The sequence below is a fragment of the Acidiferrobacter sp. genome, from assembly GCF_054609335.1.
In genome coordinates this window covers 86,908-109,251 of sequence record NZ_JBTRWP010000001.1, presented here as the reverse complement: position 1 = coordinate 109,251, position 22,344 = coordinate 86,908, and the positions used below count along the sequence as shown (strand labels likewise).

General features: G+C 63.4%; 24 protein-coding genes. 12 read left to right on the top strand and 12 right to left on the bottom strand.

Annotation, left to right across the window (positions count from 1 at the left end; genetic code table 11):
• The first annotated feature begins 181 nt into the window (after positions 1–181).
• Together ACYCTF_RS00555 and ACYCTF_RS00550 are read left to right on the top strand one after the other, a co-directional pair.
• Positions 182–388, top strand: a complete 207-nt coding sequence (locus ACYCTF_RS00555) for a hypothetical protein (RefSeq protein WP_461282240.1) — start codon at positions 182–184, stop codon at positions 386–388.
• A gap of 98 nt (positions 389–486) precedes the next feature.
• Positions 487–1,722 (top strand): multiheme c-type cytochrome, encoded by a 1,236-nt coding sequence (locus ACYCTF_RS00550; RefSeq protein ID WP_461282239.1) that lies wholly within the window; start codon positions 487–489, stop codon positions 1,720–1,722.
• Between the two features lie 12 nt (positions 1,723–1,734).
• Here ACYCTF_RS00550 and ACYCTF_RS00545 read toward each other — a convergent pair whose 3' ends face one another.
• Complete coding sequence (locus tag ACYCTF_RS00545; RefSeq protein WP_461282238.1) at positions 1,735–2,085, bottom strand: heavy-metal-associated domain-containing protein; 351 nt, start codon at positions 2,083–2,085, stop codon at positions 1,735–1,737.
• 9 nt (positions 2,086–2,094) lie between these two features.
• Entirely contained in the window at positions 2,095–2,475 is a 381-nt protein-coding gene (locus ACYCTF_RS00540; RefSeq protein ID WP_461282237.1) for a mercuric transporter MerT family protein, read from the bottom strand.
• Between the two features lie 192 nt (positions 2,476–2,667).
• Between ACYCTF_RS00540 and ACYCTF_RS00535 the strand changes: the two genes are divergently transcribed.
• Positions 2,668–4,518, top strand: coding sequence for a glycoside hydrolase family 15 protein (locus ACYCTF_RS00535; protein WP_461282236.1), 1,851 nt, complete (start codon positions 2,668–2,670; stop codon positions 4,516–4,518).
• Here the strand turns inward: ACYCTF_RS00535 and ACYCTF_RS00530 are convergent.
• The 3 genes from ACYCTF_RS00530 to ACYCTF_RS00520 all read right to left on the bottom strand — a co-directional run bounded on the left by ACYCTF_RS00530 (position 4,494) and on the right by ACYCTF_RS00520 (position 7,731).
• Positions 4,494–5,150, bottom strand: a complete 657-nt coding sequence (locus tag ACYCTF_RS00530) for a class I SAM-dependent methyltransferase (RefSeq protein ID WP_461282235.1) — start codon at positions 5,148–5,150, stop codon at positions 4,494–4,496. The two genes, ACYCTF_RS00535 and ACYCTF_RS00530, sit on opposite strands and share 25 nt — an antisense overlap.
• A gap of 91 nt (positions 5,151–5,241) precedes the next feature.
• The gene (locus ACYCTF_RS00525; RefSeq protein ID WP_461282255.1) at positions 5,242–6,033 is read right to left on the bottom strand and encodes a sulfite exporter TauE/SafE family protein; all 792 of its coding nucleotides are present in this window, start codon (positions 6,031–6,033) and stop codon (positions 5,242–5,244) included.
• A 99-nt stretch (positions 6,034–6,132) separates the two neighbouring features.
• Positions 6,133–7,731: a gamma-glutamyltransferase family protein gene (locus ACYCTF_RS00520; protein ID WP_461282234.1), complete on the bottom strand. Its 1,599-nt coding sequence runs from the start codon at positions 7,729–7,731 to the stop codon at positions 6,133–6,135.
• 698 nt (positions 7,732–8,429) lie between these two features.
• Here ACYCTF_RS00520 and ACYCTF_RS00515 point away from each other — a divergent pair.
• Both ACYCTF_RS00515 and ACYCTF_RS00510 read left to right on the top strand, forming a co-directional pair.
• The gene (locus ACYCTF_RS00515; RefSeq protein WP_461282233.1) at positions 8,430–8,726 is read left to right on the top strand and encodes a hypothetical protein; all 297 of its coding nucleotides are present in this window, start codon (positions 8,430–8,432) and stop codon (positions 8,724–8,726) included.
• Positions 8,726–9,424, top strand: a complete 699-nt coding sequence (locus tag ACYCTF_RS00510) for a nucleotidyl transferase AbiEii/AbiGii toxin family protein (protein WP_461282232.1) — start codon at positions 8,726–8,728, stop codon at positions 9,422–9,424. Before ACYCTF_RS00515 ends, ACYCTF_RS00510 begins: the two co-directional genes overlap by 1 nt.
• 460 nt (positions 9,425–9,884) lie before the next feature.
• On the opposite strand, the gene ACYCTF_RS00505 is transcribed toward ACYCTF_RS00510, so the two are convergent.
• From ACYCTF_RS00505 to mtnA, 5 genes are all read right to left on the bottom strand, one after another.
• Positions 9,885–10,274 (bottom strand): cytochrome O ubiquinol oxidase, encoded by a 390-nt coding sequence (locus ACYCTF_RS00505; protein WP_461282231.1) that lies wholly within the window; start codon positions 10,272–10,274, stop codon positions 9,885–9,887.
• Positions 10,271–10,906, bottom strand: a complete 636-nt coding sequence (locus ACYCTF_RS00500; protein WP_461282230.1) for a cytochrome c oxidase subunit 3 — start codon at positions 10,904–10,906, stop codon at positions 10,271–10,273. Before ACYCTF_RS00500 ends, ACYCTF_RS00505 begins: the two co-directional genes overlap by 4 nt.
• A 98-nt stretch (positions 10,907–11,004) precedes the next feature.
• A complete protein-coding gene (locus ACYCTF_RS00495; RefSeq protein ID WP_461282229.1) occupies positions 11,005–13,083 on the bottom strand; it encodes a cbb3-type cytochrome c oxidase subunit I in 2,079 nt (692 codons plus the stop codon).
• 15 nt (positions 13,084–13,098) lie between these two features.
• Positions 13,099–13,971 carry a ubiquinol oxidase subunit II gene (locus ACYCTF_RS00490; protein ID WP_461282228.1) on the bottom strand — a complete coding sequence of 291 codons (873 nt, stop codon included), beginning with the start codon at positions 13,969–13,971 and terminating at the stop codon, positions 13,099–13,101.
• Positions 13,972–14,390: 419 nt separating this feature from the next.
• Positions 14,391–15,452 (bottom strand): S-methyl-5-thioribose-1-phosphate isomerase, encoded by a 1,062-nt coding sequence (gene mtnA / locus ACYCTF_RS00485; protein ID WP_461282227.1) that lies wholly within the window; start codon positions 15,450–15,452, stop codon positions 14,391–14,393.
• Between the two features lie 77 nt (positions 15,453–15,529).
• Between mtnA and ACYCTF_RS00480 the strand changes: the two genes are divergently transcribed.
• Genes ACYCTF_RS00480 through gph form a run of 5 tightly spaced genes read left to right on the top strand, consistent with a single transcriptional unit; the run spans position 15,530 to position 19,786 of the window.
• A complete protein-coding gene (locus ACYCTF_RS00480) occupies positions 15,530–16,345 on the top strand; it encodes an ABC transporter permease (RefSeq protein ID WP_461282226.1) in 816 nt (271 codons plus the stop codon).
• Between the two features lie 8 nt (positions 16,346–16,353).
• Positions 16,354–17,085 (top strand): ABC transporter ATP-binding protein, encoded by a 732-nt coding sequence (locus ACYCTF_RS00475; RefSeq protein WP_461282254.1) that lies wholly within the window; start codon positions 16,354–16,356, stop codon positions 17,083–17,085.
• Between the two features lie 24 nt (positions 17,086–17,109).
• The gene (locus ACYCTF_RS00470) at positions 17,110–18,432 is read left to right on the top strand and encodes a TRZ/ATZ family hydrolase (protein ID WP_461282225.1); all 1,323 of its coding nucleotides are present in this window, start codon (positions 17,110–17,112) and stop codon (positions 18,430–18,432) included.
• Positions 18,429–19,142, top strand: coding sequence for a bifunctional 2-polyprenyl-6-hydroxyphenol methylase/3-demethylubiquinol 3-O-methyltransferase UbiG (gene ubiG / locus ACYCTF_RS00465; protein ID WP_461282224.1), 714 nt, complete (start codon positions 18,429–18,431; stop codon positions 19,140–19,142). Before ACYCTF_RS00470 ends, ubiG begins: the two co-directional genes overlap by 4 nt.
• Positions 19,139–19,786, top strand: a complete 648-nt coding sequence (gene gph / locus ACYCTF_RS00460) for a phosphoglycolate phosphatase (protein WP_461282223.1) — start codon at positions 19,139–19,141, stop codon at positions 19,784–19,786. Before ubiG ends, gph begins: the two co-directional genes overlap by 4 nt.
• Here the strand turns inward: gph and queD are convergent.
• Entirely contained in the window at positions 19,769–20,143 is a 375-nt protein-coding gene (gene queD, locus ACYCTF_RS00455; protein ID WP_461282222.1) for a 6-carboxytetrahydropterin synthase QueD, read from the bottom strand. The genes gph and queD overlap by 18 nt on opposite strands.
• Positions 20,144–20,150: 7 nt before the next feature.
• On the bottom strand, positions 20,151–20,915 hold the full coding sequence (locus tag ACYCTF_RS00450; RefSeq protein ID WP_461282221.1) for an HAD-IA family hydrolase: 765 nt from the start codon (positions 20,913–20,915) through the stop codon (positions 20,151–20,153).
• Between the two features lie 135 nt (positions 20,916–21,050).
• Here ACYCTF_RS00450 and dksA point away from each other — a divergent pair, with 135 nt between their 5' ends.
• Together dksA and ACYCTF_RS00440 are read left to right on the top strand one after the other, a co-directional pair.
• The gene (dksA, locus tag ACYCTF_RS00445) at positions 21,051–21,491 is read left to right on the top strand and encodes an RNA polymerase-binding protein DksA (RefSeq protein WP_461282220.1); all 441 of its coding nucleotides are present in this window, start codon (positions 21,051–21,053) and stop codon (positions 21,489–21,491) included.
• Positions 21,492–21,647: 156 nt separating this feature from the next.
• Positions 21,648–22,289, top strand: a complete 642-nt coding sequence (locus ACYCTF_RS00440) for a DedA family protein (protein ID WP_461282219.1) — start codon at positions 21,648–21,650, stop codon at positions 22,287–22,289.
• The last annotated feature ends 55 nt before the right edge of the window (positions 22,290–22,344 follow it).

Here is a 22,344-nt window from a genome sequence, read left to right as displayed (position 1 = left end):
TGGCGCGGGAATTTCCCTCAAGTCCGCGCCCGGACTGCCGCACCAAGAAACCCGGGAGGGCTGGGGGGCACAGCCACCATGCCATGGAAGCCACCACCGGGCCTTGAGGAGGGATTGGGTCGAATCGTCGCGGTCCCATGCCGAAATTGTTTCCACAACGCGAGCATTTTTAGGAGCCTTTATGAAGAACACAAGCACCGCATTGTCTATCTTGATGGCCCTGGCCGCCACCGTGGCCCTCACCACCGCCCAGGCGAACACATCGAAAATGGGAAAGACGGGGAGCATGGGGAAGACGGGGAGCATGGGAAAGATGGGGAACGCCTGCGGCTCCATGGGGCATGCGGCGAAAAAGAATAGCCACATGAAGAACGCCTGCGGCTCCTGAGGACGTGACGGGCGTCTGTGGTGGCGCGACGCCCTAACCCCAGAAGGCCCCGCTCGCATCCTCCGAGCGGGGCGAGCGGGCCGCCAGTGGAGGCACGATTGCGGAAACGCGGAGGCAGGGACAAGGCCTCGGGGCTTGTCTTAGCGTGCGCGCTTTGGCTATGGGCGGCGCCGGCCTGGGCCTGGCCCACGACCGCCTTCTTGAGCCGTTACTGGCATCGCCCTCTCCCGGTCGGCGGCCGTTTGCCACCCCATTGGCCCGCAGCCCAGCTCGCCCTGTCGGCCCGCGCCTGCGGCCAATGCCACATCCGCCAGTACCGCGAGTGGCGCCGGAGTCGGCATGCGCTCGCCATGGGGCCGGGGGTCGTCGGGCAGCTCATGGCCGCAGGCCGTGGCCGCTGGGCTTTCATCCGCGGCTGCCTCTTCTGTCACGCTCCCGCCGGTCGCCAGAACCGCGAGGTCCGGGCCGCGCTTATGGGCGCAGCGCTTGGCCCCATGGCGCGCCAAGGCGTCACCTGTGCCGACTGTCATGTGCGCGCTTATCGGCGCTTCGGCCCCCCGCTCGAGAGCTATCTCGCCGCAGGACGTATCGTCCACGACGGCTTCACCCCCAGCAAGGACTTCACGCGCAGCCGCTTTTGTATCAGCTGCCATCAGTTCCATGGCAACGGGGCGCGCCTGCACGGCGCACTCCTGGAAAACGTATACGGGGAATGGCGCCGCAGCCGCTACGCGCGCGTGGGGGTGACGTGTCAGACCTGCCACATGCCGAAGGGCCGGCACGACTTCTACGGCATTCATAACCCGCGGTTCGTGCGCAAAGCGCTCACCATCCGCTTACGTGTCGAGCCCCAGAAGGCAAAGCGCGATCTTGTCGCCCGCCTCAGCATCATGAATTCCGGCGTAGGGCACGACTTCCCGACCTATACGACCCCGGAGGTGGTGGCGACCATCTGGCAGGACTGCGCAAGGCACATATGTCCCGGTACAGCTCGCCGCCTCGTCATAGGCCGGCGCATCAGTCTCGATCTTGAGCGCCAATACTTCGATACGCGCCTGAAACCCGGGCAGGCACGGCAACTGTCCTACGATGTCGCCCGCGCCGCCCACGCCACGGCGCTGGAGGCTCGCATGATCGTCTCCCCGGACGCCGCCTATGTACGCTTCTTCCGCGCTTACCTGGCCCGCTACCGCCTCACCCCCAAGGAGCGCGCCGCCATAAAACGCGCGCTCGCCCGTGATGAGGACTCCCGGTATGTCTTGTGGCAGACCAAGCGGCCTTTAAGTCGCGCCACCCAGCCGGACTCTCCCTCGCCTACGTCGCCTGACCGCTGAACAGCTCGGGTCTCAGGCGGCCTTGGGGCGTACGAGAGTCCCAGGGAAGCCCGCGTTCTTGACGGCCTTCAAGAACACGGCCGGGCTTGTGCGGCCCGGGATATATTTCACAGTGACATTTTGCGTCGATTCATCGACACCCACACCCATCACCCCCGGCAGACGGATGAGCGCCATATAAACGGTCGTGGCGCATGAATGGTTGCTGCAGGTCATCCCAGGAATGTGAATGACCGCCTGCGAAAACTGGAGAGCCGCCACGCGCAGCGATCCCGTGGCACCCCTTGCGGCCAGCGCCGGGACTGCTATCGCGACCGAGGTCAGGGCCGCGGTAAGAACAATAGAGCGCGTAACGTTTTTCATGGGATCTCCTTAAGGGCTCGTGGGGATGGCAGGCATAATCAAGACCGGGAGCACATAGGGCGCAAGCAGGGCGCCCGCGACTAGGGCGGTGCCGACCCAGAGCCACACAACTGTGCGCGCAGACTGCGCCTGGCAGTCGCAGACCGCGCGCTGCCTGGCCCGCCACTGACGGATATGGGCGAAGCCAAGCAGTCCGACGGAGAGCGCGGTAAGCCAGGGACGTAGCGGGTCCAAGCCGGTGAGCATCGCGACCCATGCCCCACCGATACCGGCCGCGACCAGTACGAGCGGCCCGACACAACAGAGCGAGGCCAGCAGGCCCGTGACGACCGCGACCCACAGCCCGCTCGGGCCCATCGGGCCCGTGCGCACCTCCATCCCTTTGTCCATATCCCTCGCCAAACGCCCCTAGGAAATACAAGTCTAAGCCCCGTACCTAAGTACGGGGTCAAGCCGCAAGCGGCACGAGAAGGCGCGCCGCAGCCTGCTTCGGGGCTTGCCCGCGACACAACAAAAGGACTATACAGGCAAGGAAGCATAGGGCGGGGCGATAGGAACCGCTTCTGCACGACGAGGGGGACCATGTCAGTCACAAACGATCACACCCTGAAAATCGAAGACTACGCCCTCATAGGCAACACCATCACAGGGGCCCTGGTCGGCAACAACGGCTCGATCGACTGGTTCTGTGCGCCACGCATCGATTCTGCGGCGTGCTTCGCGGCACTCCTCGGCGACCGGGAGAATGGGCATTGGCAGATCGCCCCTGTGGGCGGTAGCCGCGCCGCACGCCGTCGCTACCGCCCCGACACCTTGATTCTCGAAACCGAATTCGAGACTTCGGGAGGCTGTGCCCGTATTACGGATTTCATGGTCATGAATGGCCATGATTCCGAGGAGCGCTGCCACCTCGTGCGCATCGTCGAAGGGGTGCGCGGCACGATCGACATGGAGATGGCGCTCGTCATTCGCTTCTACTACGGATCCACGGTCCCGTGGGTGCGGCGCGTGCACGACGCGCGGCTCGCGGTTGCAGGCCCCGACAGCCTCTACCTGACCGCCACGATCCCCGTACACGGCAAAGGTCAGACCACGGTCGCCCGCTTCACGCTTACAACGGGGCAGAAGGAGGTCTTCCAGCTCAGTTACCAACCGACGCATCACGCAGCCTGTGCGCCGCCCGAACCGTTCGCGGCCCTCGCCCACACCGAGGCCTGGTGGCGCGCCTGGACCGCGCGAGGCCATTACGAAGGCCCCTGGCGAGACGTAGTCCGGCGATCACTCATTACCCTGAAGGCCCTGGCCTGCCGCTCCACGGGGGCGATCGCCGCAGCCCTCACGACCTCCCTTCCGGAACAACTGGGGGGCGCGCGCAACTGGGATTACCGATACTGCTGGCTGCGCGACGCGACCTTTACCCTCTGGTCTTTGCTCACCACGGGCTACACCGAGGAGGCCACTGCTTGGCGCGAGTGGCTCCTGCGCGCAGTCGCCGGCAATCCGGCGGACCTCCAGATCGTCTATGGCGTAGCCGGCGAGCGTTGGATCGGGGAACGCGAGATCCCGTGGCTTCGCGGCTACGAGGGCGCAGCACCCGTGCGCGTCGGCAATGCGGCCGCCGATCAGTTCCAAATCGATGTCTATGGCGAGCTCATGGATTCCTTGCATCTGGCACGCAGCGTGGGCCTCCATCCACAAGCTCACGTCTGGGACATCCAATGCGCCATCATGACGTTTCTCGAGACCCATTGGCATCTCCCCGACGACGGTATCTGGGAGGTCCGCGGTGGTCGACAGCACTTCACCCACTCCAAAGTCATGGCCTGGGTGGCCTTCGATCGCGCCGTAAAGGACGCGACAGACTATGGCCTAAAGGGGCCAGTGGCGCGCTGGGAGCGGATCCGCGACGACATTCACGCGGATGTCTGCGCGCATGGCTTTAATGCCGCAAAGAACAGCTTCACGCAATATTACGGCGGCGAGACAGTCGATGCGAGCCTGCTCATGATGGCGCTCGTAGGTTTTCTTCCGGCCACCGATCCCCGCATCGTCGGTACGGTCCAAGCCATAGAGACCGACCTCATGGTGGGCGGCTTCGTGCTCCGCTACCGTACAGAGAGCGCGCGCGATGGACTCCAGCCAGGCGAGGGCGTCTTCCTGCCCTGCTCCTTTTGGTTGGTAGACAACCTTGTTTTGCAGGGCCGCCGCGCCGAAGCCGAGCAGCTCTTCACTCGACTCGCGGCCCTCTGCAACGACGTGGGCCTGCTCTCAGAAGAGTACGACCCCGGGGCCCAGCGACTCGTCGGCAACTTCCCGCAGGCCTTCACCCATGTGGCGCTCGTGAATTCCGCGCGCAATCTCGCAGGCAACGGTCCCGCGGCCCACCGTTCCCGCAACCACGCGCGATGTCAGGAGGCAGCGACGCGCCGATAGACACAGGTAAGCCAAAACAGGGTGTGGTTCTCCAAAATCCGCTCAAAGCCCGCCTCACGCATCCACTGATCGATGAGGACCGGGTCGTGGATATAAGGCCGATAGGCGCTGCCCACGATCCGAAGAAGGCTGGCGCCGAGGCGCGAAGCCACGCGGTTCACAACGTGGCGCCGGGGAAGGGTCAGGGCACAACTCTCTTTGGTACGACCTACGGTCGCCGCGAGTAGCCCCGCCGCGTCGGGATAACAGCAGACCACCTTGTCGAGCACGGTGATGTCGGCGGCCTCGAGCTCGGAGGCCATCAAACGAAAATCCCCTTCCATATAGCGGGTGCGCCCCGCGAGACCCTGCCGCTCCGCTAGGCCCCGCGCCTCACTCAGCATAGTCTCGGAGAGATCGACGCCCACCGCCGTGGCCGCGCCCCTCAGGAGCAAGTATTGGTGGAGATAACCGACCCCGCATCCGACTTCGAGGAGCGTGCGACCGTCGAAGCCCGCCGCGAGCAGGCCCGCGACCAACTGCTTTTGCGTCGTCTCAAGGCCGTGGCGCTCATAGCGACGGACATAGCGGCGCGAGAAATGGGAAAAACAGCGGCCGATCCCACATGACGTATCACCGCAACATCCTGTCATAAGCGCCTCCTCAATACGAAGCATCGCCCTGGGTCGGCGCCCCTTGCCCTCTGGCGCCACGACCCCAAAGACTTAAAGCCGCACTCCTCGATCACTGTCCCAGTAACATCTGCGTGCCGACTGCGATCAAGAGTACTCCAAAAAAACGCCTCAATCGCGCAACCGGCAGGTTGTGGGCGAGATGCACGCCCACGGGCACGACCACCATAGCCACGGTCGTAAGTCCCGCCAGGGCGGGCAGATAAATATAGCCGAGAGTCGCCGGAGGGAGACCCGCCCTATGGAGACCAGAGAGCGCGAAACCAGTGGCGCCAAAGAGTGCGATCGGAAGCCCGAGCGTGGCGGAAATGGCGATCGCCCGACGCATTTCGACGTTGCAGGCGGTCAAGAACGGGACGGTCAGGCTACCGCCCCCTATACCTAGGATCGCAGACAAGGCCCCAATGCCGAGACCCACACCGAAAAGCACCGGGCGTCCCGGCAGCCCCCAGTTCGCAGGCGGCGCCCAGCGCGTCAAGAGCTGGAGCCCCACGAGACCCAGGAATACCCCGAAGACCTCCTTCAAGACGAGTCCTGGCAGAAAGCCCGCGATATAGCCGCTTACCAAGCTCCCAACGAGGGTCGCGACCCCAAGCGGCAAGGCCACCTCCCAATCGATGGCGCGGCGCTTCTGTTGCGCGCGAATGGCGGCAAGCGACGTGAAAAGGATGCTCGCAAGCGAGGTACCGATGGCAAGCTTCATGGCAAGCCCGGGCGGCAGATGCTGATGCGCGAAGACAAACACCAGGGCCGGCACGATGACGCTGCCGCCCCCGATTCCGAGCATGCCGGCCAGCAGTCCCGTAAGGAGTCCCAGTCCCATATAAACAAAAATCGACGCCATCACATCGTCGCGCCCCTAAACGCCCACATCAAAAGCCTTCTATCATACCTATCCGAGCGGCCGTCATGACAGGCTGCCCGATCCTTGGCGCAGGCGGTCTCAATCGACCAGGACCACCCGACCATCGCTGCGCGGATCGGCCCCACCGAACACCCGACCATGGGCGTCGCGCACCAGCATGCCGGCATGGCCCACGGTCTCGTCGAAGGGTGCAAGCCGCGCAATATGGTGACCCCGGCGCTCGAGCTCCTGGAACACCGCATCAGGAAACCGCGCCTCAATCTTCAGGTCATTCGAGGGGTCTCCCCAGGCGCGCCCCAAAAGCCAGCGGGGCGCCGACACTGCCGCCTGCGGATCGTCGCCATAAAGGGCAAGACGCGTAAACACCGCGGCCTGAGTCTGGGGCTGGCCGTCGCCGCCCATGGCCCCATAGGCCAACACGCGCCCATCATTTAAGGTTGCAATCGCCGGGTTCAATGTGTGATAGGGCCTGCGACCGGGACCAATACAGTCGACTGCGCCCGCGGTCAGGGAAAAGCTGGCGCCACGATTCTGCCAGCAGATCCCGGTACCTGGCAGGACCACGCCGCTACCAAATTCATGATAGAGACTCTGAATGAAACTCACTGCCCGGCCCTCGTGGTCTATCACCCCGAGCCACACGGTATCAGCCGGCCCCTGGGTGGCCTGCCACGGCGCGGCCTGCATCCGGTCGATCGCGCGCGCCTCGGCATCGAGCCGCCCGGACTCAAGCCACTCGGCGACATCTCCGCCGGACTCCAGGAACCAGCCCTTGTGACGGTCGCGCAGACCGAAGGCGCGCTTGGCGGCCTCGGCCGCCAGATGGATCATGTCCGCCCCCTCGCGCGGGAGCCGCTCAAGCCCTACGCGATCCAGGATGCCAAGCATGAGCAGGGATAAGGCACCCTGCGTGGGTGGTGGGAGGTTATAGAGCATGCCCAGGCTGTGGGCCATCCGCAGAGGCCGCACCCGACGCGCCCGAAACGCGGCCAAATCCGCGACGGCCACAGGGCTTGCCACACGAGCCAGATCGGCGGCCACACGGGCTGCGATCTCGCCCTCGTAAAAGTCCCGCAATCCCCGCTGCGCGAGACTACGCAGGGTTGCCGCCAGCGCCGGCTGCTGCCATAGGGTCCCACGCGCGGGCACGAGCCCGTCAGGCGTGAGAAAGTGCTCCCGAAAGCCTGGCAGGCCACGGAGCTCCGCCAGGCGTCCAGCGGTGCTCGCGGCTTGGCTTTCCGTGACCGGAAAGCCCCGCTCGGCGTAGCCTATGGCGTCTTCGAAGAGGCGCTCGAGCGGAAGGACCGGCCCCTGCCTTTGCGCGCAGGAAAGCGCGAGCTCCCAGCCCCCCACCGTGCCGGCCACGGTGTTGGCGGCAAGTGGACCCCGCATAGGCATGGTCTCGTGACCTCTCGCCTTATAGGCGTCAGGGGTCGCAAACGCCCCGGCGGCGCCACCGGCATCGATCCCATAAGGATCGCATCCTGGTTCGCGAATGAGCCAGAATCCATCACCCCCGAGACCTGTCATGTGCGGGTAGACGACCGCAATCACGGCGGCAGCCGCCACCATAGCCTCGATAGCGCCGCCCCCATCGTTCAGAACACGCGCAGCCGCCACTGCCGCCGCCGCATGCGGCGCCACCGCCCCCGCCTGTGCGCCATCGCCCCACGCCATGACCCAGCCTCCCACAAACGCCCAAAGCCTTACAGTATCACGGTCGCGGGACACTATTACCCAAGCCAAGAGCCGCTACCGGCAGCAACGGTCAGACCCTCACCCCCACACCGCCCACAGTGCTGCCATCCGCACGCGAGTGGCGCAGGCCGCCCGGTCTGGCGCTCAGAGATATTGCGGAACTACGGGCTCGAAGGGCCCGCCTGGAGGAAATTGGGTCTTCGACGATCTGATCCGTCCACGGTCTCCCGGATCCTCGTTTGTGTTGAGAATGCGCATCGTGACGCGGGCGAAATCATTCCCGCCACCTGCACGTTGCCGCGCGCGAGCGCTTCGATTCGCTAATCCGCGCGATGACCCTTAAGCGCTCGCCTTATACCGTGAGATGTGTCGCGAGACTCGAAACCTCAAAGGTGCGGCCAGTAACGAGGTCTTGAGAAAAACGCCCATCGGCTGTTCGTTGCCTGTGCGTTGGCCAATCTCTACCTCGGCCGCTACGCTGCGACCATCCAGGGCGTAACCCGCCCACAACTCGGTTTACAGTCCAGAAAATGGCTCCAGAACGACGAAACGAAGTCCGAGCAAGCGCGAAATGCAGCGTTTAGCTTTTCCTCCCCCCAGAGGCGCATTTGACTCCGACTCGGTTGGCGTATTTCTGTATAATGAACGCGGGTTTTTGGTGAAACGGAGCGAGCCCGATGATCGGTGTGGATCCGGAAATCCTGAAACTCATGGCCCAGAAATACATCTGGTGGAAATCGCCTAACGAGGCGATCGCGATGCCGGAGCGCGTCATCGCCCAGGTCATGGACAGGGGCGATTATGGAGACGTGCAAAGGCTCGTGGCCACGGTAGGTAATGGCGTACTGAGGGAGGTCCTGTCTCAGGCGCAAGCCGGGCAGTTCAGCGCCCGCTCTTGGGCCTATTGGCACTATCGCCTAGGGCTTGCTGAGGTGGATCGCGTACCGCCGTTGCCTGTTCGGGTGCTTTCGTGATGTCGACTTTCGAACCTCGTTGGAATATCTTACCCGCGGCACAGAAACGCCTGTGGCACCAATTACGTAGAGCTGCGGACCTGGGGTTTGTCTTGTATGGTGGCACAGCCATCGCTCTTCGTTTGGGGCACCGAACGTCTATCGACTTCGATTTTTTTTCAGAAAGACCCGTGGACCGCGACGCGATCAAAGGGGCGCTCCCGTTTATGGCGCGTGCGACCTCGCTTCTGGACAAAGGTGATACCTGGAGCGTTATAGTGCCCTGCGGCGATTCGGAGCCCGGCAGCGTCCATGTGTCATTCTTCGGAAACATAGGTTTTGGTCGGGTCGGCCAACCCGATATTTCTGAGGACGGCGTGTTACAGGTGGCGTCGCTGGAAGATTTGATAGCCACCAAGGTCAAAGTCGTGCTTCAACGGGCGGAGGCGAAGGATTACCGGGATATCGCCGCCATGCTTCAAGCCGGTGTCAGCTTGGCCCACGGCCTAGCGGCCGCGCGGCTGATTTTTGGTCCGACTTTTCAACCGAGCGAAAGCCTCAAGGCCCTCGTCTATTTTGAGGACGGCGATCTGCATACATTGACGGCGATCGAGAAAAGCGTACTCGTTAATGCCGCGACAGCCGTCGGTGACTTGCCCGAGGTTACGCTTCTCTCGTGGCGATTGACACACAATGAAGAAGATACCGCCAGGACCTGAAAACGTGGGCGTGTTATGGCGGAGGCGAAACGCTTAGAGGCAACTTTAGGCGTTGAAGTAAGCGGCTTTAGCGGAGATGGTGCTCAATGCGAAGGTCCGCACGTTGGGGGTTGTGCTGGACGCCCCTAAAGGGCCCCTGCGCGATCGCGGTCGGCGCACGCAGAGCTCATGGGGAGTACGGTTGGGAAATAACCCAGCCACCCAGTAGTTCGCGGCGGGATGCTTGCGTGCTTGCGGGACACGACCTCTCTCTGGTATCGGTGCAGGCTCCCGGTCGCGGCCCGAGACACAAACAACCCACCCACCCCCGGACACTCCCAGAATCGCAGGATCCGGCTGAAGGTCGACTCCCTCGCACGATGCAGCCTTCATCGGCCCCCCGGTAACAGGGCTTATCCAACGGCACGCGACCCCACAAAGAGGGGACCGGCGCGCGACATCGCAAGCCGGTCCCCGAGGGCTAGGCGCCGCGCGGCTGCGTGGGCGTGGCGGGCGCGCTCAAGTGCGCCGAGGGCATCATCATGGTGCGGCGATAGAGCCCGTGGAACATCCACGAAGTGAGCCCTATGGTGATCACGAACAAGGGGATGAATAAAACCAGTGCCACCGTATGCCAAACCTGCGTCCGCGAGACAGTCATGTGAAGGAGCAGCACGCATTGCACGAACGCGGCGACCGCCGCTAGCGCCGATATCGCGACGGCAAGCCCAGTCGGGGCAAAGACGTGCCCCCGAACCATCCATAACGACAGACCCATAAGGGCCAAACCCACGACGAAGGCTACGATATAACCGCCACCGGCCAGCTGCACCTCGGGATGCTCCCAGGCATTATCCGTAGTATGCGTCATACAATTGCGCCTCGCAGATAGAGAAAGGTGAACATAAAAACCCACATCACGGCCTGGAAGTGCCAGAAGAGCCGCAGATTGAGCAACCGATAGACCACCTTCTCGGTCAGCCCCACGGAAGCGACCTGAACGAGCATAACAGCCATCCAGGCGATCCCCACCACCACATGCAGACCGTGATAGAACACGAGCGTAAAGAAGGCCGAAAGGAAACCACTACGCTCGGGCAGGGCGCCCATCCGAAAAAGATCCAGCACCTCACGGCCATCGACTGCGAGAAAGCCAAGCGCGATCACCAAAGCTGCAGCGATCCCCAGCAAGACCCCGCCGCGATTCCCCTTCTTCAGGGCCATCATCGCCAACCCATAGGCCAGAACACTTCCAAAGAGCCAGTAGGTCTCCTTAAAAGCGACACCGGCGTGGGCCACCGCCCTCACCCATGGGCCGCCCGCGGCGTTGAACGCGTGCCCAAGCACCGCGTAGGCCGCGAACAAGGCCGTGAACATCATGGCATCGCTCAACATGTAGAGCCAGAAGCCCAATGTCTTCGTCGATATGACGTCATGACCGTGACCGGATGACCACATCGGACTTCCCTTGGCATCCAGCGTACTACTCGTTGTCACACTCATCGATTCCTCTCCTGCAATGCATAGTTCCGATCTCAATAGCCGCATGGGCTGCGACCCGGGACGCACTTAAGCATCCGCATCCCGGGTCGCGCGGCCGTTTACACACCCTGCCGGAACGCCGGCACCGCGCCTCCGACGCCAGTAACGACCGGGCGCCCGCTCGGAACGTCACGGATGGCGCGCTCCATGCGCTCGATATCCGCGGCGGGGATCGTGTAATCGGTGTCGCGGTCGAAAGACCGGATCACGATGAGCGCGAAGATGGCGAGCCCGCAGACCTCGGTGAGCCACCACATCCGCCACACGAGACCGAAGGCCAGACCGAAGGAGAGCACCCCCAACCACAAGGGGATCGCAGTGTTGCGCGGCATATGGATATCCTCGTAGCGCTCTGGACGCATGGTGTCGACGCCGTGCTCCACACGCCACGCCCGCTCATCGCGCGCATGCACCTCGGGCGTGACTGCGAAGTTGTAGAAGGGCACGGGCGAATGTGTCATCCATTCGAGGCTGCGCGAAGTCTCCCACGCGTCAAGGCCTGCGCGATTCTGGGCACGGTCGCGGAAGCTCACATAGAGCTGAGCGACCAGGAACACCGCGGACAGTAGGTAGATCACGATCCCCACGACCTCGATATCGAGGAGCGGCCTCCACTGCGGAAAGGCGACATAGGCCAAACGCCGGGTCATGCCCATAAAGCCCAGGGTGAACATCGGGATGAATACCACCGCTGTCCCGGCCGTAAACAACCAGAAGAATATTTTTCCGAAGCGCTGCTCCAGGCGAAAGCCGAAGACCTTCGGAAACCAATAGTTCACACCCCCGAAAATGGCGTAGACGATAAGCAATAGCATCATGTGAAAGTGGGCGACCACAAAGACACTGTTGTGGACCATGTAATCATTAGTCGTAAACGCGTTCATCATGCCGGTGAGTCCGCCCACGAGCAGATAGAACAGGGCCGCCGAGGCCCACATCATGGGCAGCTCGAAGCGCAGGCGCCCTCGAAACATTGTAAATGCCCAATTGAAGACCTTGACACCCGTGGGGATGCCGACCGCCATGGTCGTAATGCTGAAAAAGGCGTTCACGGCGGGCGACGCTGCCATGGTAAAGAAATGGTGGAGCCAGACCCCCCACGACACGCCGGCGATACCGAGGGAGGCAAGCACCATCCCGAGATAGCCAAAGAGCGGCTTCTCGGAAAAGGTCGGGATGATCTCCGAGATCATGCCGAACGCCGGGAGGATAACGAAATACACCTCCGGGTGTCCCCATATCCAGAAGAGATCGTTATACAGCATCAGATTCCCGCCGAGGCCCGCCGTATAGAAGTGCGTCCCGAGATAGCGGTCGAGGGCAAGTAATGCCAACGCGACACTCAAGACCGGGAAGGTCGAGAGACTTATAAGGTTGGCGCTCAGAGAGGCCCAGGTGAAAATCGGCAACCGCCCCCATGTCATACCGGGCGCGCGCATCTTGACGATGGTGGCGAGCAGGTTGATGCCGCCCAGGGTCGTGCCGATACTGCTCAGCTGGAAGGCCCACATCCAGTAGTCGACGCCGACCCCGGGGCTGTAAGGCAGCTCCATGACAGGCACGATGCCAAACCAGCCGGCATGGGCGAAGTCCCCTATGAAGAGAGACGCCATGACGAGCGCGGCGCCCGCCGCCGTGAGCCAAAGCGACACGGCATTGAGATAGGGGTAGGCCATATCGCGGGCCCCAATCTGCAAGGGCACCAGGATGTTCATGATCCCGACCAAAAGCGGCGTGGCGGCAAACAGAATCATGATGGTGCCATGCGCCGTGTAGATCTGATCGAAATGATAGGGCGTGAGATAGCCGTGCGGCGAGTCCATGTAGCCGGCCGAATGCGGCCCGACCGCCATGGCCTGCTGGGCGCGCATCATAACGGCGTCCATGAAGCCACGAAACAGCATCACGAGACCTATAAGGATATACATGATGCCGATCTTCTTGTGGTCGACCGAGGTCAACCAGTCGCGCCAAATAGTGCGCCAGAGACCAAGGTAAGTGACGAGACCCCCAAGGATCACGGCAAGCAGCGCCGCGAAGACGAAGGTTCCGATGAGGATCGGATTGTTGTAGGGAATCTCGCTCAGCGCCAAGCGGCCGAGCAGCGGGCTCCATGGCCCATCGATGTGCACGAGCATGACCGGTTCCTCTCCTTAATCTCGATTGTGGGCGTCGCGACGGGCCTGGGCCTTGAGGTAGCGCGTCATGTTCTCAGTCATGGCCATAGGCGTCGGATAGGTCTTGCCGGCGGCGGTCTGCGCCACCACATGCCGAAAGAGTCCCGGCTGGACCTGCGAGAAATACGCGACACGCCCGTGGATATTGATCGTAGGCTGCGCGACCTGATCGAAGGCCGCATAGCTCAAATGGGCCGGCGCGCCCTGGACACGGGCGACCCAGGCACGAAACGCCGAACGGGATACGGCCTGGGTCTCGAAGTCCATCCACGAGAAGCCGGCACCACTGAAGTTGGCGGAATAGCCTTCATAGGTCCCGGTACGCGAGGCCAATAGGGATTGGCGCACACGCATAGCCGGCATCACATCGATCATTCCGACGAGTTGCGGGATATAGAAGTCGTTGACGACAGTCGCCGACGTCAAGCGAAAGCGCACGGCTACCCCCTTGGGGATCACGAGCCGATCGACGGTAGCGATACCTTGTTGGGGATAGATGAAGACCCATTGCCAGTCAGTGGAGATCACGTCGATGTCGAGTGGGTCTTTGGCGTGGGTGGCGCGGGCCATGACTGTCGGGCGATAGGGATTCACGGCGTAGATCGCCTTGACCGAGTAGTACGAGAGGACACCGACCGTAAGGATCGGGATACCCCACACCAAGGCCTCTAGGGCGTAGGAGTGGTCCCAGCGGGCATCGTGGCGCCCGCGCCCGCCATCGCGACGGTAGTGACGCATCGCCCAGACGATGAAGATCCCCGTCGGCACGATGATCAAGAGCATGATGAGCACGTCGAGGGTAAGGTAATGGTCTTGGGTCGCCGAGATGACGCCCTTGGGGTCCAGCATCCAAAAGTCATCCCCACCGCGCTGGTGCGCACACCCCCCGAGGGCTAGTAGCGGGAAAAGAGAAAGGAGACCAAGCCATCCCCTCGGTCGCAACCTGTTCGTTGGCATGTTCGGTTAAGCCTCGTAGACGTTGCTCAAAGCGCGCGAGCGGCCCCAAGAGGGACTGCGCTGCCGCAGACCGCCCTCGGATACACTCCCAACGCCCCCCTGAACTCGGGCTATACCGGAAGAGGAATACCGGGCCGAGCGGGCTCATCCTAAAGGGGTAGAGCAAGCCCTGTTTTGATCCAGGTCAGAGACATTGGCGTTTTATTATAGTAGCGATCACTGATCGACTGCGGCGACACACCAAGCGGAGCCCCACAAGAAGGGTGGCCGCCGCGCGGGCGGCCACGGGAGAGCGGATGCAGGCGCCTGCGTTAGGCGCCTGCAGGCTGCGCCAACAGGCGCGCGATGCGATCGGCGTCGGGGCGTGCGACCACCCCGCGCTCGGTGATCAAGGCATCGATAAGGGCGGCAGGGGTCACATCAAAGACCGGGTTCCAAGCAGAGACACCCACCGGGCTATGGGCCACCCCCTGGCAGGACAGCACCTCGGCCGCGGCGCGCTCCTCGATCGGGATGTCGGCGCCACAGGCGGTGGCCGGATCAATGGTGCTGATAGGTGCCACCACATAGAATGGAACGCCGTGATGGCGCGCCAGCACGGAAAGTCCATAGGTCCCGATCTTGTTGGCGGTATCGCCATTGGCGGCAATACGGTCGGCCCCGACCAAGACCGCCGCGATCGTCCCCGATCGCAAGAGAGCCGCAGCGGCGCTGTCGGCGATCACCGTCACCGGCAGACCCTCCTGCACGAGCTCCCAGGCCGTGAGTCGTGCCCCCTGCAACCAGGGACGCGTCTCATCCGCATAAACCATGCTGATGCCCGCTTTCGCGGCGGCAGCCCGCACAACCCCGAGCGCGGTCCCAAAGCCGCCGGTCGCGAGCGCCCCGGTATTGCAATGCGTGAGGACCCGAGCCGCGGGGGGTAGCAGCGCCGCCCCGAACGCACCCATGCGCCGGTTTGCGGCGATGTCCTCGTCATGCAGACGCCGTGCCGCAGCCTCGACGATCGGGATAGGTGAACCCTCGCCCACATCACGCAGGGCGCACTCCATCACATCCAGCGCCCAGCCGAGGTTCACTGCGGTCGGACGGCTCTGGCGCAGCAAGGCAAAATCGGGGGCGGCGGCGGCCCGCCAATCGTGCGGCGCACGACCATAGGCCGCAGTCACCGCAAGCACGGCGCCGTATGCGGCCGCCACCCCGATGGCGGGCGCCCCACGGACCACCATAGCGTTGATGGCGCGCGCGACCTCGGATGCGCTTGTATAGATCTCGTAGCGCAAAGTCCCGGGCAGGACGCGCTGATCCAGCAGATGAACGGCGCCATCACAGAATTCGACAGCACGCACTTTATCGTATAGAACATCACTCACCACACGTCCCCCAAGACCCAAGACACAATGTCCCGCAATGATGCTATCATGGCAAAGATCGCTTTTTCGTTGAGTCTATGGCAAAAACTCTCGAACACATCCCCCTGACGGGCCCCTCTGTAAGCGGACTGCGGTCCCTGCTCGCCTACAGCGACATGCTCCGGAATTTCGTGCGCAAGGACATCCAGGTGCGTTACCAGGGAGCAGCCTTGGGCTTCCTCTGGTCACTCATCAACCCGCTCGTCATGATCGGGCTCTATGTCTTCGTGTTCTCAGACGTCTTCAAGTCCAACTTGCCGAACTATCCGCTGTACCTCATGGCGGGACTCCTCCACTGGAATCTGTTCAGTCAGATCACGGGGCAAAGCTGCGACACGCTGCTCGCCAACGCCGGACTCGTAAAAAAGATCTATTTCCCGCGCCTGCTCGTACCGATCTCGTCTGTGGTCTTCAATGTCGTGCTCTGGCTTCTGGCCATCGTACTGCTCTTCATTCTCTACCCGTTCCTGGGCGGCAAGCTCCATCCGGTGCTCATGGCCTATCCGGTCGTTCTCTTATTCTTTTTAGCGTTCACCTTCGGGATCACGCTGATCCTATCGGTCTTGAACGTCCTCTTCCGGGACTTAAAGCACTTAGTCGACGTGATATTGCTCTTCTTGTTCTGGGTGACACCCATCGTCTATCAATATCACAGGATCCCGCCCCACCTCCGCCAACTCTTCGCCGTGAGCCCGCTCGTCGACTATGTCCTGATATTCCGGGGCATCCTCTATAGCGGACAACTGCCAAGCTGGCACATCCTCGCCATGGCGGCGGCATGGACCGTGGCGAGCCTTACGGTCGGGCTCTTCGTCTTCAATCGCTACGCCGACTCGCTCGTGGAGCGCCTTTGATGCGCTCATTGCCGGACGAGGTCGTGCAGGTCGAGCACGTATCGAAAGAATTCATCCTCCACCACAATCGCGTCGATAGCCTGAAAGGCAAGGTGGTGGGGCTCTTCAAGGACCGCTGGCGCACGCATCATGAGCACTTTCAGGCGCTCTCCGACGTGTCGTTCACGGTGCGCCGTGGCGAGGCCATAGGCCTCATGGGCCGCAACGGCTCGGGCAAGAGTACGCTCCTGCAGGTAATCGCGGGCATCTTGAAGCCGACCTCGGGCCGCGTCATCACGCGCGGACGGGTCGCGCCCCTCATAGAACTCGGGGTCGGCTTCCACCCGGAGCTGACAGGCGAGGAAAACGTGTACCTGAACGCGAGCCTCTATGGATTTCGCAACAAGGACGTGCGAGGTCGCTTCGACGACATCGTCGAATTCTCTGAGCTCGCCCATTTCATCGATACGCCGGTCAAGAATTACTCCTCTGGAATGTACATGCGACTTGCGTTCGCGATCGCCGTGCATCTCGAACCGGATGTCCTGCTTGCCGACGAGATCCTGGCGGTGGGCGACGCGGCCTTCCAGGAGAAATGTCACGACAGGATCGCGAGTCTCCGACGCAACGGCATGAGCATCGTGCTGGTCTCGCACAACGAGCAGCAGGTCCGGGACTTCTGTAACTCCTTTGTCCGCCTCGACGGAGGTCGGGTCGTGGAGACCGGGACCTTCCGCACCAAGACCGCGCACACACGCTAAGCGCCCACCGCACCCGAGGCCACAATGAATTTTGATCTGTGTCTCAAGGCCAGCTGGATCATCCCCGTCGAACCGCGCGGCCAGGTCCTGCGCGACCACGCCCTACTCGTACGCGACGGACGCATCGCCGCCATCGCACCACAGAACAAGGCGCCACGAGCCGCCGTCACGGTGAACCTCCCAGGCCACGCATTGCTCCCAGGCCTCATCAACGCACATACGCACGCCGCCATGACACTCTTTCGAGGGCTCGCCGACGATCTGCCGCTCCATCAATGGCTGCACGAGCACATATGGCCGGCCGAGGGCCGCTACGTCAACAGCGATTTCGTGCGTGATGGCAGCGCGCTCGCCGCGCTCGAGATGATCAAAGGCGGCACCACCTGCTTCGCCGATATGTACTTCTTCGCCGACGAGACCGCGCGCGTAGCCACGCAGGCCGGTCTGCGTGCGGTACTGGGCCTTGTGGTCATCGACGTACCGACCGCCTGGGCCCGCGACCCGGAGGAATACCTGAGTCGCGGCATCGCCCTGTGCGACAAATGGCGCCATGATCCGCTCGTCAAGCCGCTGCTCGCGCCCCACGCCCCCTATTCGGTCTCCGACGAGACCCTAACGCGCATCCGCGTGCGCGCCGACGAACTCGATATCGGACTGCATATGCACATCCACGAGACCGCAGGCGAGATCGAGCATTCTCTGCAAAATCACGGTGTGCGCCCACTCGCGCGCCTAGACCGCCTCGGCATCGTGCATTCGGACCTCATGGCCGTGCACATGACGCAGCTACTGCCAGACGAGATCGCGCTATGCGCCGAGCGCGGGGTGAGCGTGGTCCACTGCCCAGAATCCAACCTGAAGATCGCCGCCGGCATCTGTCCTGCGACGGCGCTTGCACACGCCGGCGTCAACCTGGCCCTAGGCACCGACGGCGCGGCCAGCAACAATGACCTCGACATGTTCGGCGAGATGCGCACCGCGGCCCTGCTTGCCAAGGGCACGAGCGGCGATGCGACCGCGGTGCCGGCCGCCTACGCGCTCGAGATGGCGACCTTAAACGGGGCACGAGCCCTCGGGCTTGCCGCCGACACGGGCTCGCTCGTGGTCGGCAAGAGCGCGGATCTGATCGCCGTGGACCTGAATGTCCCCGCCACCCAACCCCTATACGACCCGATCTCGCAGATTGTCTATGCCGCCAGCCGCGACCAGGTCACGCATGTGTGGGTCGCGGGGCGGGCCTTGCTCGCCGGCCGCCGCCCGCTGACCCTGGACGAAAAGGCGATCATCGGTCGGGCAGCGGCCTGGCGTGATAAGATACGTGCATCCGATCCCGGAGAGGTCTCATGACCGTGGCGCAGAACGCCGATCCCAAAGAACTGCAACGATTCGAGGCGGTCGCCGGCCAGTGGTGGGACCCTGATGGCCCGCTCAAGACCCTGCACGGCATGAACCCCCTGCGTCTGCGCTTCATCAAGGACCGCGCCCCACTGGCGGGGCTGCGGGTGCTGGACGTGGGGTGCGGCGGGGGGCTGCTGGCCGAAGCCATGACCGCCGAGGGGGCGACCGTGACCGGCATCGATCTCGCTCACGAGGCCCTGCTCGTCGCGCGCCTGCATGCCATAGAGAGCGGTCTGACCATAGATTACCGCGAGACCTCTGTGGAGGACCTCGCGCGCGATGGCGCGGACGGATCCTTCGATGTCGTAACCTGCCTCGAGATGCTTGAGCATGTCCCGAACCCCGCGTCGGTCATCTGCGCCTGCGCGCGGCTCGTCAAGCCCGGCGGCCAGGTCTTTTTTTCGACGATCAACCGAACGCCCAAGGCGTGGCTCACCGCAGTCGTGGGGGCCGAGTACTTGATGAACATCCTTCCGCGCGGCACCCATGAATACGCACGCTTCATCCGCCCGTCGGAACTCGCCGCCTGGATGCGCGCGGCGGGCCTGCAGGTCACGACGATGAGCGGTGTGCGTTACTGGCCGCTGGTACATCACTTCGCGCTGTCATCCGATCTCGGTGTCAATTACCTGGTCACCGGACGACGCGACACACCGTGAAGCGCGATGTCGTGCTGTTCGATCTGGACGGCACTCTGGCCAATACCGCCCCGGACCTGGCCTTGGCCTTGGAAGCCCTACGGGCGCCAGGGAGCCCGCCTCTCGATCAGGATCGCATCCGGCGGGCGACCGCCGTGGGAACGCGCGCCCTGCTTTGGGAGGGACTCGGCATCGCGCCGGACGCAGACGGCTACGAAGCCGCGCGAGGGGCGTTTCTCGCGCACTACGATCGCCTGATCGGACAGGCCACCGAGCTCAATCCCGGCATCGCCGCGGTCCTCGACGCCCTGGACGAGCGCGGCCTCCCGTGGGGGGTCGTGACCAATAAGCCCGAACACCTAGCGCAGCGCGTGCTCGTGGCCCTCGACCTCCAGGGACGCGCCCGCTGCCTGGTCGGCGGAGACACGGCGGCTCGCGCCAAGCCCTACCCAGACCCCTTGTTGCACGCCTGCGCCCTTCTGGGCGTGGCCCCGGCGCGTTGCGTCTATGTCGGCGACGACCAAGGAGACGTCGATGCAGCCCGCGCCGCCGGTATGTCGGCGCTGGCGGTGGCCTTCGGCTACGCCCCTCCCGAGGAGGCCGCGGGCTTCGGCGCCGACGGACTCCTCGCGACCCCCGCCGATCTCTTACCTTGGGTCCTCTGAGCGCGGGCCTTCATAGGCGCATCCGGCCGTGCAGGTCTCGTGGATCACGACACGTGCAAGCCCGGGAAGGACATCGGCGAGCCGCCCCCACACATACTGCGCGAGGCGCTCGCTGGTCGGGTTCTCGAGGCCCGGGATATCGTTCAAATAGTGGTGATCGAGATCCTCGAAAATCGGCCGGAAGGCGGCGCTCACGTCCCCGAAATCCATCACCCATCCGTGCGTCGCATCGACCGGACCCCGAATATGCACATCGATCCGGAACGAATGGCCGTGCAGCCGCCCACACTTGTGGCCCTCCGGCAAACCGGGCAATCGGTGCGCGGCCTCGACCCTGAAACTCTTAAAGATCTCCATGGCCGCCTCAACGCCGCTCGCAGAGCCGACTGAGCGCATTCAAAGCATCGACGTCGAGCAGTCGACCCGCAAAGGGGGCGCCCGAAAGCCGGGTCGACGGCAGCTCCGGCTCACCCAGATGGTCAACGACTAAAAGCCCCGCCGCTAGATCCTGATCGCGCGTGTAGTCGGTGACCGTGACGACCGTGCAAAGCCCGGCGGCCACCGCCGCGCGTAGCCCATTCTCAGAGTCCTCGAAGGCAAGACAAGCCTGGGCGGGCAGGCCTAGGCCGCGGAGGACGTGCTCATAGACATCCGGCGCCGGCTTCTTGGCGGCCACGCAGTCACCCGCCCCCACCATATCGAACCATCCCCGCGCACCGTCGCCCAAGGCGCCCCATAGGGGCTCGAGATTCTTCTCCGTGGTCGTAGTCGCGATCCCCAGGCGCAGGCCGCGGGCACGGGCCTCGAGGAGCAATCGGCGCACACCCGGCCGCAGCGGCACGCCCTCGGCATTCAAGAGATCACTGTAAATCTCGGTCTTGCGGGCATGTAGGCGCCGCACCACGGCGTCCGAATCCCCCGCCGGGCGCAGATCGGGGCGCACGCGCGTGAAGAAATGCAGCAAACGCTCCTTGCCCCCCGTGATGGCGAGCAGCTGCCCATAGAGCGGCACGTCCCAGACTATGGGTAACCCTTCTTCCGCAAAGGCGCGATTGAACGCCACGCGATGCCCATCCCGCTCCGTATCGGCGAGCGTCCCATCCACATCGAAAATCAATGCCTTCAACATCTCAGATCCCCTATCGTCACTCAATACCGGCCACACCCCGCTCGTCGGACGTTTTCTTGCGTGTCCCAGTCCTTTCTGGTATAGAATCCCGCTTGCTCGCAAGCCCTACCATTGTATCGAGCGCAGGAGTAATCGATGGCTGTCACCAAGAAAAAGGAAGTGCAGACTCTGCTGCATGGCATAAAGCCCTATTCCGTCGCCGAGGGCGAAGAATACATGAATAACCGGCAGCGCGAACACTTCCGTAAGGTTCTGCTCGCTTGGAAGGCGGAGCTGATCCAGGAAGTCTCTCGCACGATGCATGCCATGCAGGACGAGACAGCCAATCATCCCGACCCGAACGATCGCGCAAGCCAGGAGACAGATATGTCGCTCGAGCTGCGCAATCGCGAGCGCGAACGCAAATTGATCCGAAAGATCGACGAGGCAGTGACGCGCATCGACGCCGACGATTACGGGTATTGTGAAAACTGCGGGGTCGAGATCGGCGTGCAGAGGCTCGAGGCCCGGCCCACAGCCACCTTGTGCATCGACTGCAAGACCCTAGACGAGATACGCGAACGGCAGATGGCGTAGTCAACGCCCAAGCCCAGGTCCACCTGATACCGCCCCGCGGCCATCGGGTGGACCATCCCCAATGACGCGACCTCCCGCCGTCACCCAACCCAATCCGTGCCGCTCGCGGCCACACCCCGATTCCCTGCAACCCAAAAGATAGCCCTGGAGCCGCCTGTGATACATGCCCTGATCCATGCTATGGCTGGCGCGATCCTGATGACGATCCGCCAGACGGGCTACATCGGCATCGCCGCGCTCATGGCGGCGGAGAGCGCCTGCATTCCGATCCCCTCCGAGGTCATCATGACCTTCGCCGGCTATCTGGCCTCCGTGAAGACCCTGAGCTTCGTTGGCGTCATACTGGCCGGCACTATCGGCGGTGTCACGGGATCGCTGGCCGCTTACGCCCTCGGGGCCTACGGCGGCCTGCCCTTCCTGCGCCGTCACGGGCGCAAAATCCTGATATCACCGCGCGACCTCGATCTCGCCCACGACTGGTTCGCGCGTCACGGCCAGACGACGGTCTTCTTCGCGCGCCTACTCCCTATCGTGCGCACCTTCATATCGCTCCCCGCGGGCGTGGCACGCATGCCGCTCGCCCCCTTCATCCTGTATTCGACGATAGGCTCTGCGATCTGGTGCGCGGGCTTGGCCTGGATTGGCCTGCGGCTCGGGCAACACTGGCGCGAACTCAACCCTTATATGCACGGCATCGATGATGCCGTGGCCGTGGGCCTCGGGCTCTTGCTCATTTTGGCCGTGCGACGCCACCGGGCCACCCCGGCCGCAGACGATTCCGACGCGGGGCACAAATAATCGAGGGCCGCGCCAGCAACCGTGGCGCGTCTATCACCCCCGGAAGGGTTTGGGT

What these genes read in the sequence shown, in the direction of transcription:
- ACYCTF_RS00520 (WP_461282234.1), bottom strand. Translation starts at nt 7,731, where the DNA reads ATGGCGTGGGGCGATGGCGCACAGGCGGGGGCGGTGGCGCCGCATGCG.
- ACYCTF_RS00540 (WP_461282237.1), bottom strand. Translation starts at nt 2,475, where the DNA reads ATGGACAAAGGGATGGAGGTGCGCACGGGCCCGATGGGCCCGAGCGGG.
- ACYCTF_RS00545 (WP_461282238.1), bottom strand. Translation starts at nt 2,085, where the DNA reads ATGAAAAACGTTACGCGCTCTATTGTTCTTACCGCGGCCCTGACCTCG.
- ACYCTF_RS00480 (WP_461282226.1), top strand. Translation starts at nt 15,530, where the DNA reads ATGGCAAAAACTCTCGAACACATCCCCCTGACGGGCCCCTCTGTAAGC.
- ACYCTF_RS00470 (WP_461282225.1), top strand. Translation starts at nt 17,110, where the DNA reads ATGAATTTTGATCTGTGTCTCAAGGCCAGCTGGATCATCCCCGTCGAA.
- ACYCTF_RS00505 (WP_461282231.1), bottom strand. Translation starts at nt 10,274, where the DNA reads ATGACGCATACTACGGATAATGCCTGGGAGCATCCCGAGGTGCAGCTG.
- ACYCTF_RS00530 (WP_461282235.1), bottom strand. Translation starts at nt 5,150, where the DNA reads ATGACAGGATGTTGCGGTGATACGTCATGTGGGATCGGCCGCTGTTTT.
- ACYCTF_RS00510 (WP_461282232.1), top strand. Translation starts at nt 8,726, where the DNA reads ATGTCGACTTTCGAACCTCGTTGGAATATCTTACCCGCGGCACAGAAA.
- ACYCTF_RS00500 (WP_461282230.1), bottom strand. Translation starts at nt 10,906, where the DNA reads ATGAGTGTGACAACGAGTAGTACGCTGGATGCCAAGGGAAGTCCGATG.
- ubiG (WP_461282224.1), top strand. Translation starts at nt 18,429, where the DNA reads ATGACCGTGGCGCAGAACGCCGATCCCAAAGAACTGCAACGATTCGAG.
- ACYCTF_RS00555 (WP_461282240.1), top strand. Translation starts at nt 182, where the DNA reads ATGAAGAACACAAGCACCGCATTGTCTATCTTGATGGCCCTGGCCGCC.
- ACYCTF_RS00450 (WP_461282221.1), bottom strand. Translation starts at nt 20,915, where the DNA reads ATGTTGAAGGCATTGATTTTCGATGTGGATGGGACGCTCGCCGATACG.
- dksA (WP_461282220.1), top strand. Translation starts at nt 21,051, where the DNA reads ATGGCTGTCACCAAGAAAAAGGAAGTGCAGACTCTGCTGCATGGCATA.
- ACYCTF_RS00515 (WP_461282233.1), top strand. Translation starts at nt 8,430, where the DNA reads ATGATCGGTGTGGATCCGGAAATCCTGAAACTCATGGCCCAGAAATAC.
- queD (WP_461282222.1), bottom strand. Translation starts at nt 20,143, where the DNA reads ATGGAGATCTTTAAGAGTTTCAGGGTCGAGGCCGCGCACCGATTGCCC.
- ACYCTF_RS00490 (WP_461282228.1), bottom strand. Translation starts at nt 13,971, where the DNA reads ATGCTGGACCCCAAGGGCGTCATCTCGGCGACCCAAGACCATTACCTT.
- ACYCTF_RS00535 (WP_461282236.1), top strand. Translation starts at nt 2,668, where the DNA reads ATGTCAGTCACAAACGATCACACCCTGAAAATCGAAGACTACGCCCTC.
- ACYCTF_RS00525 (WP_461282255.1), bottom strand. Translation starts at nt 6,033, where the DNA reads ATGGCGTCGATTTTTGTTTATATGGGACTGGGACTCCTTACGGGACTG.
- ACYCTF_RS00495 (WP_461282229.1), bottom strand. Translation starts at nt 13,083, where the DNA reads ATGCTCGTGCACATCGATGGGCCATGGAGCCCGCTGCTCGGCCGCTTG.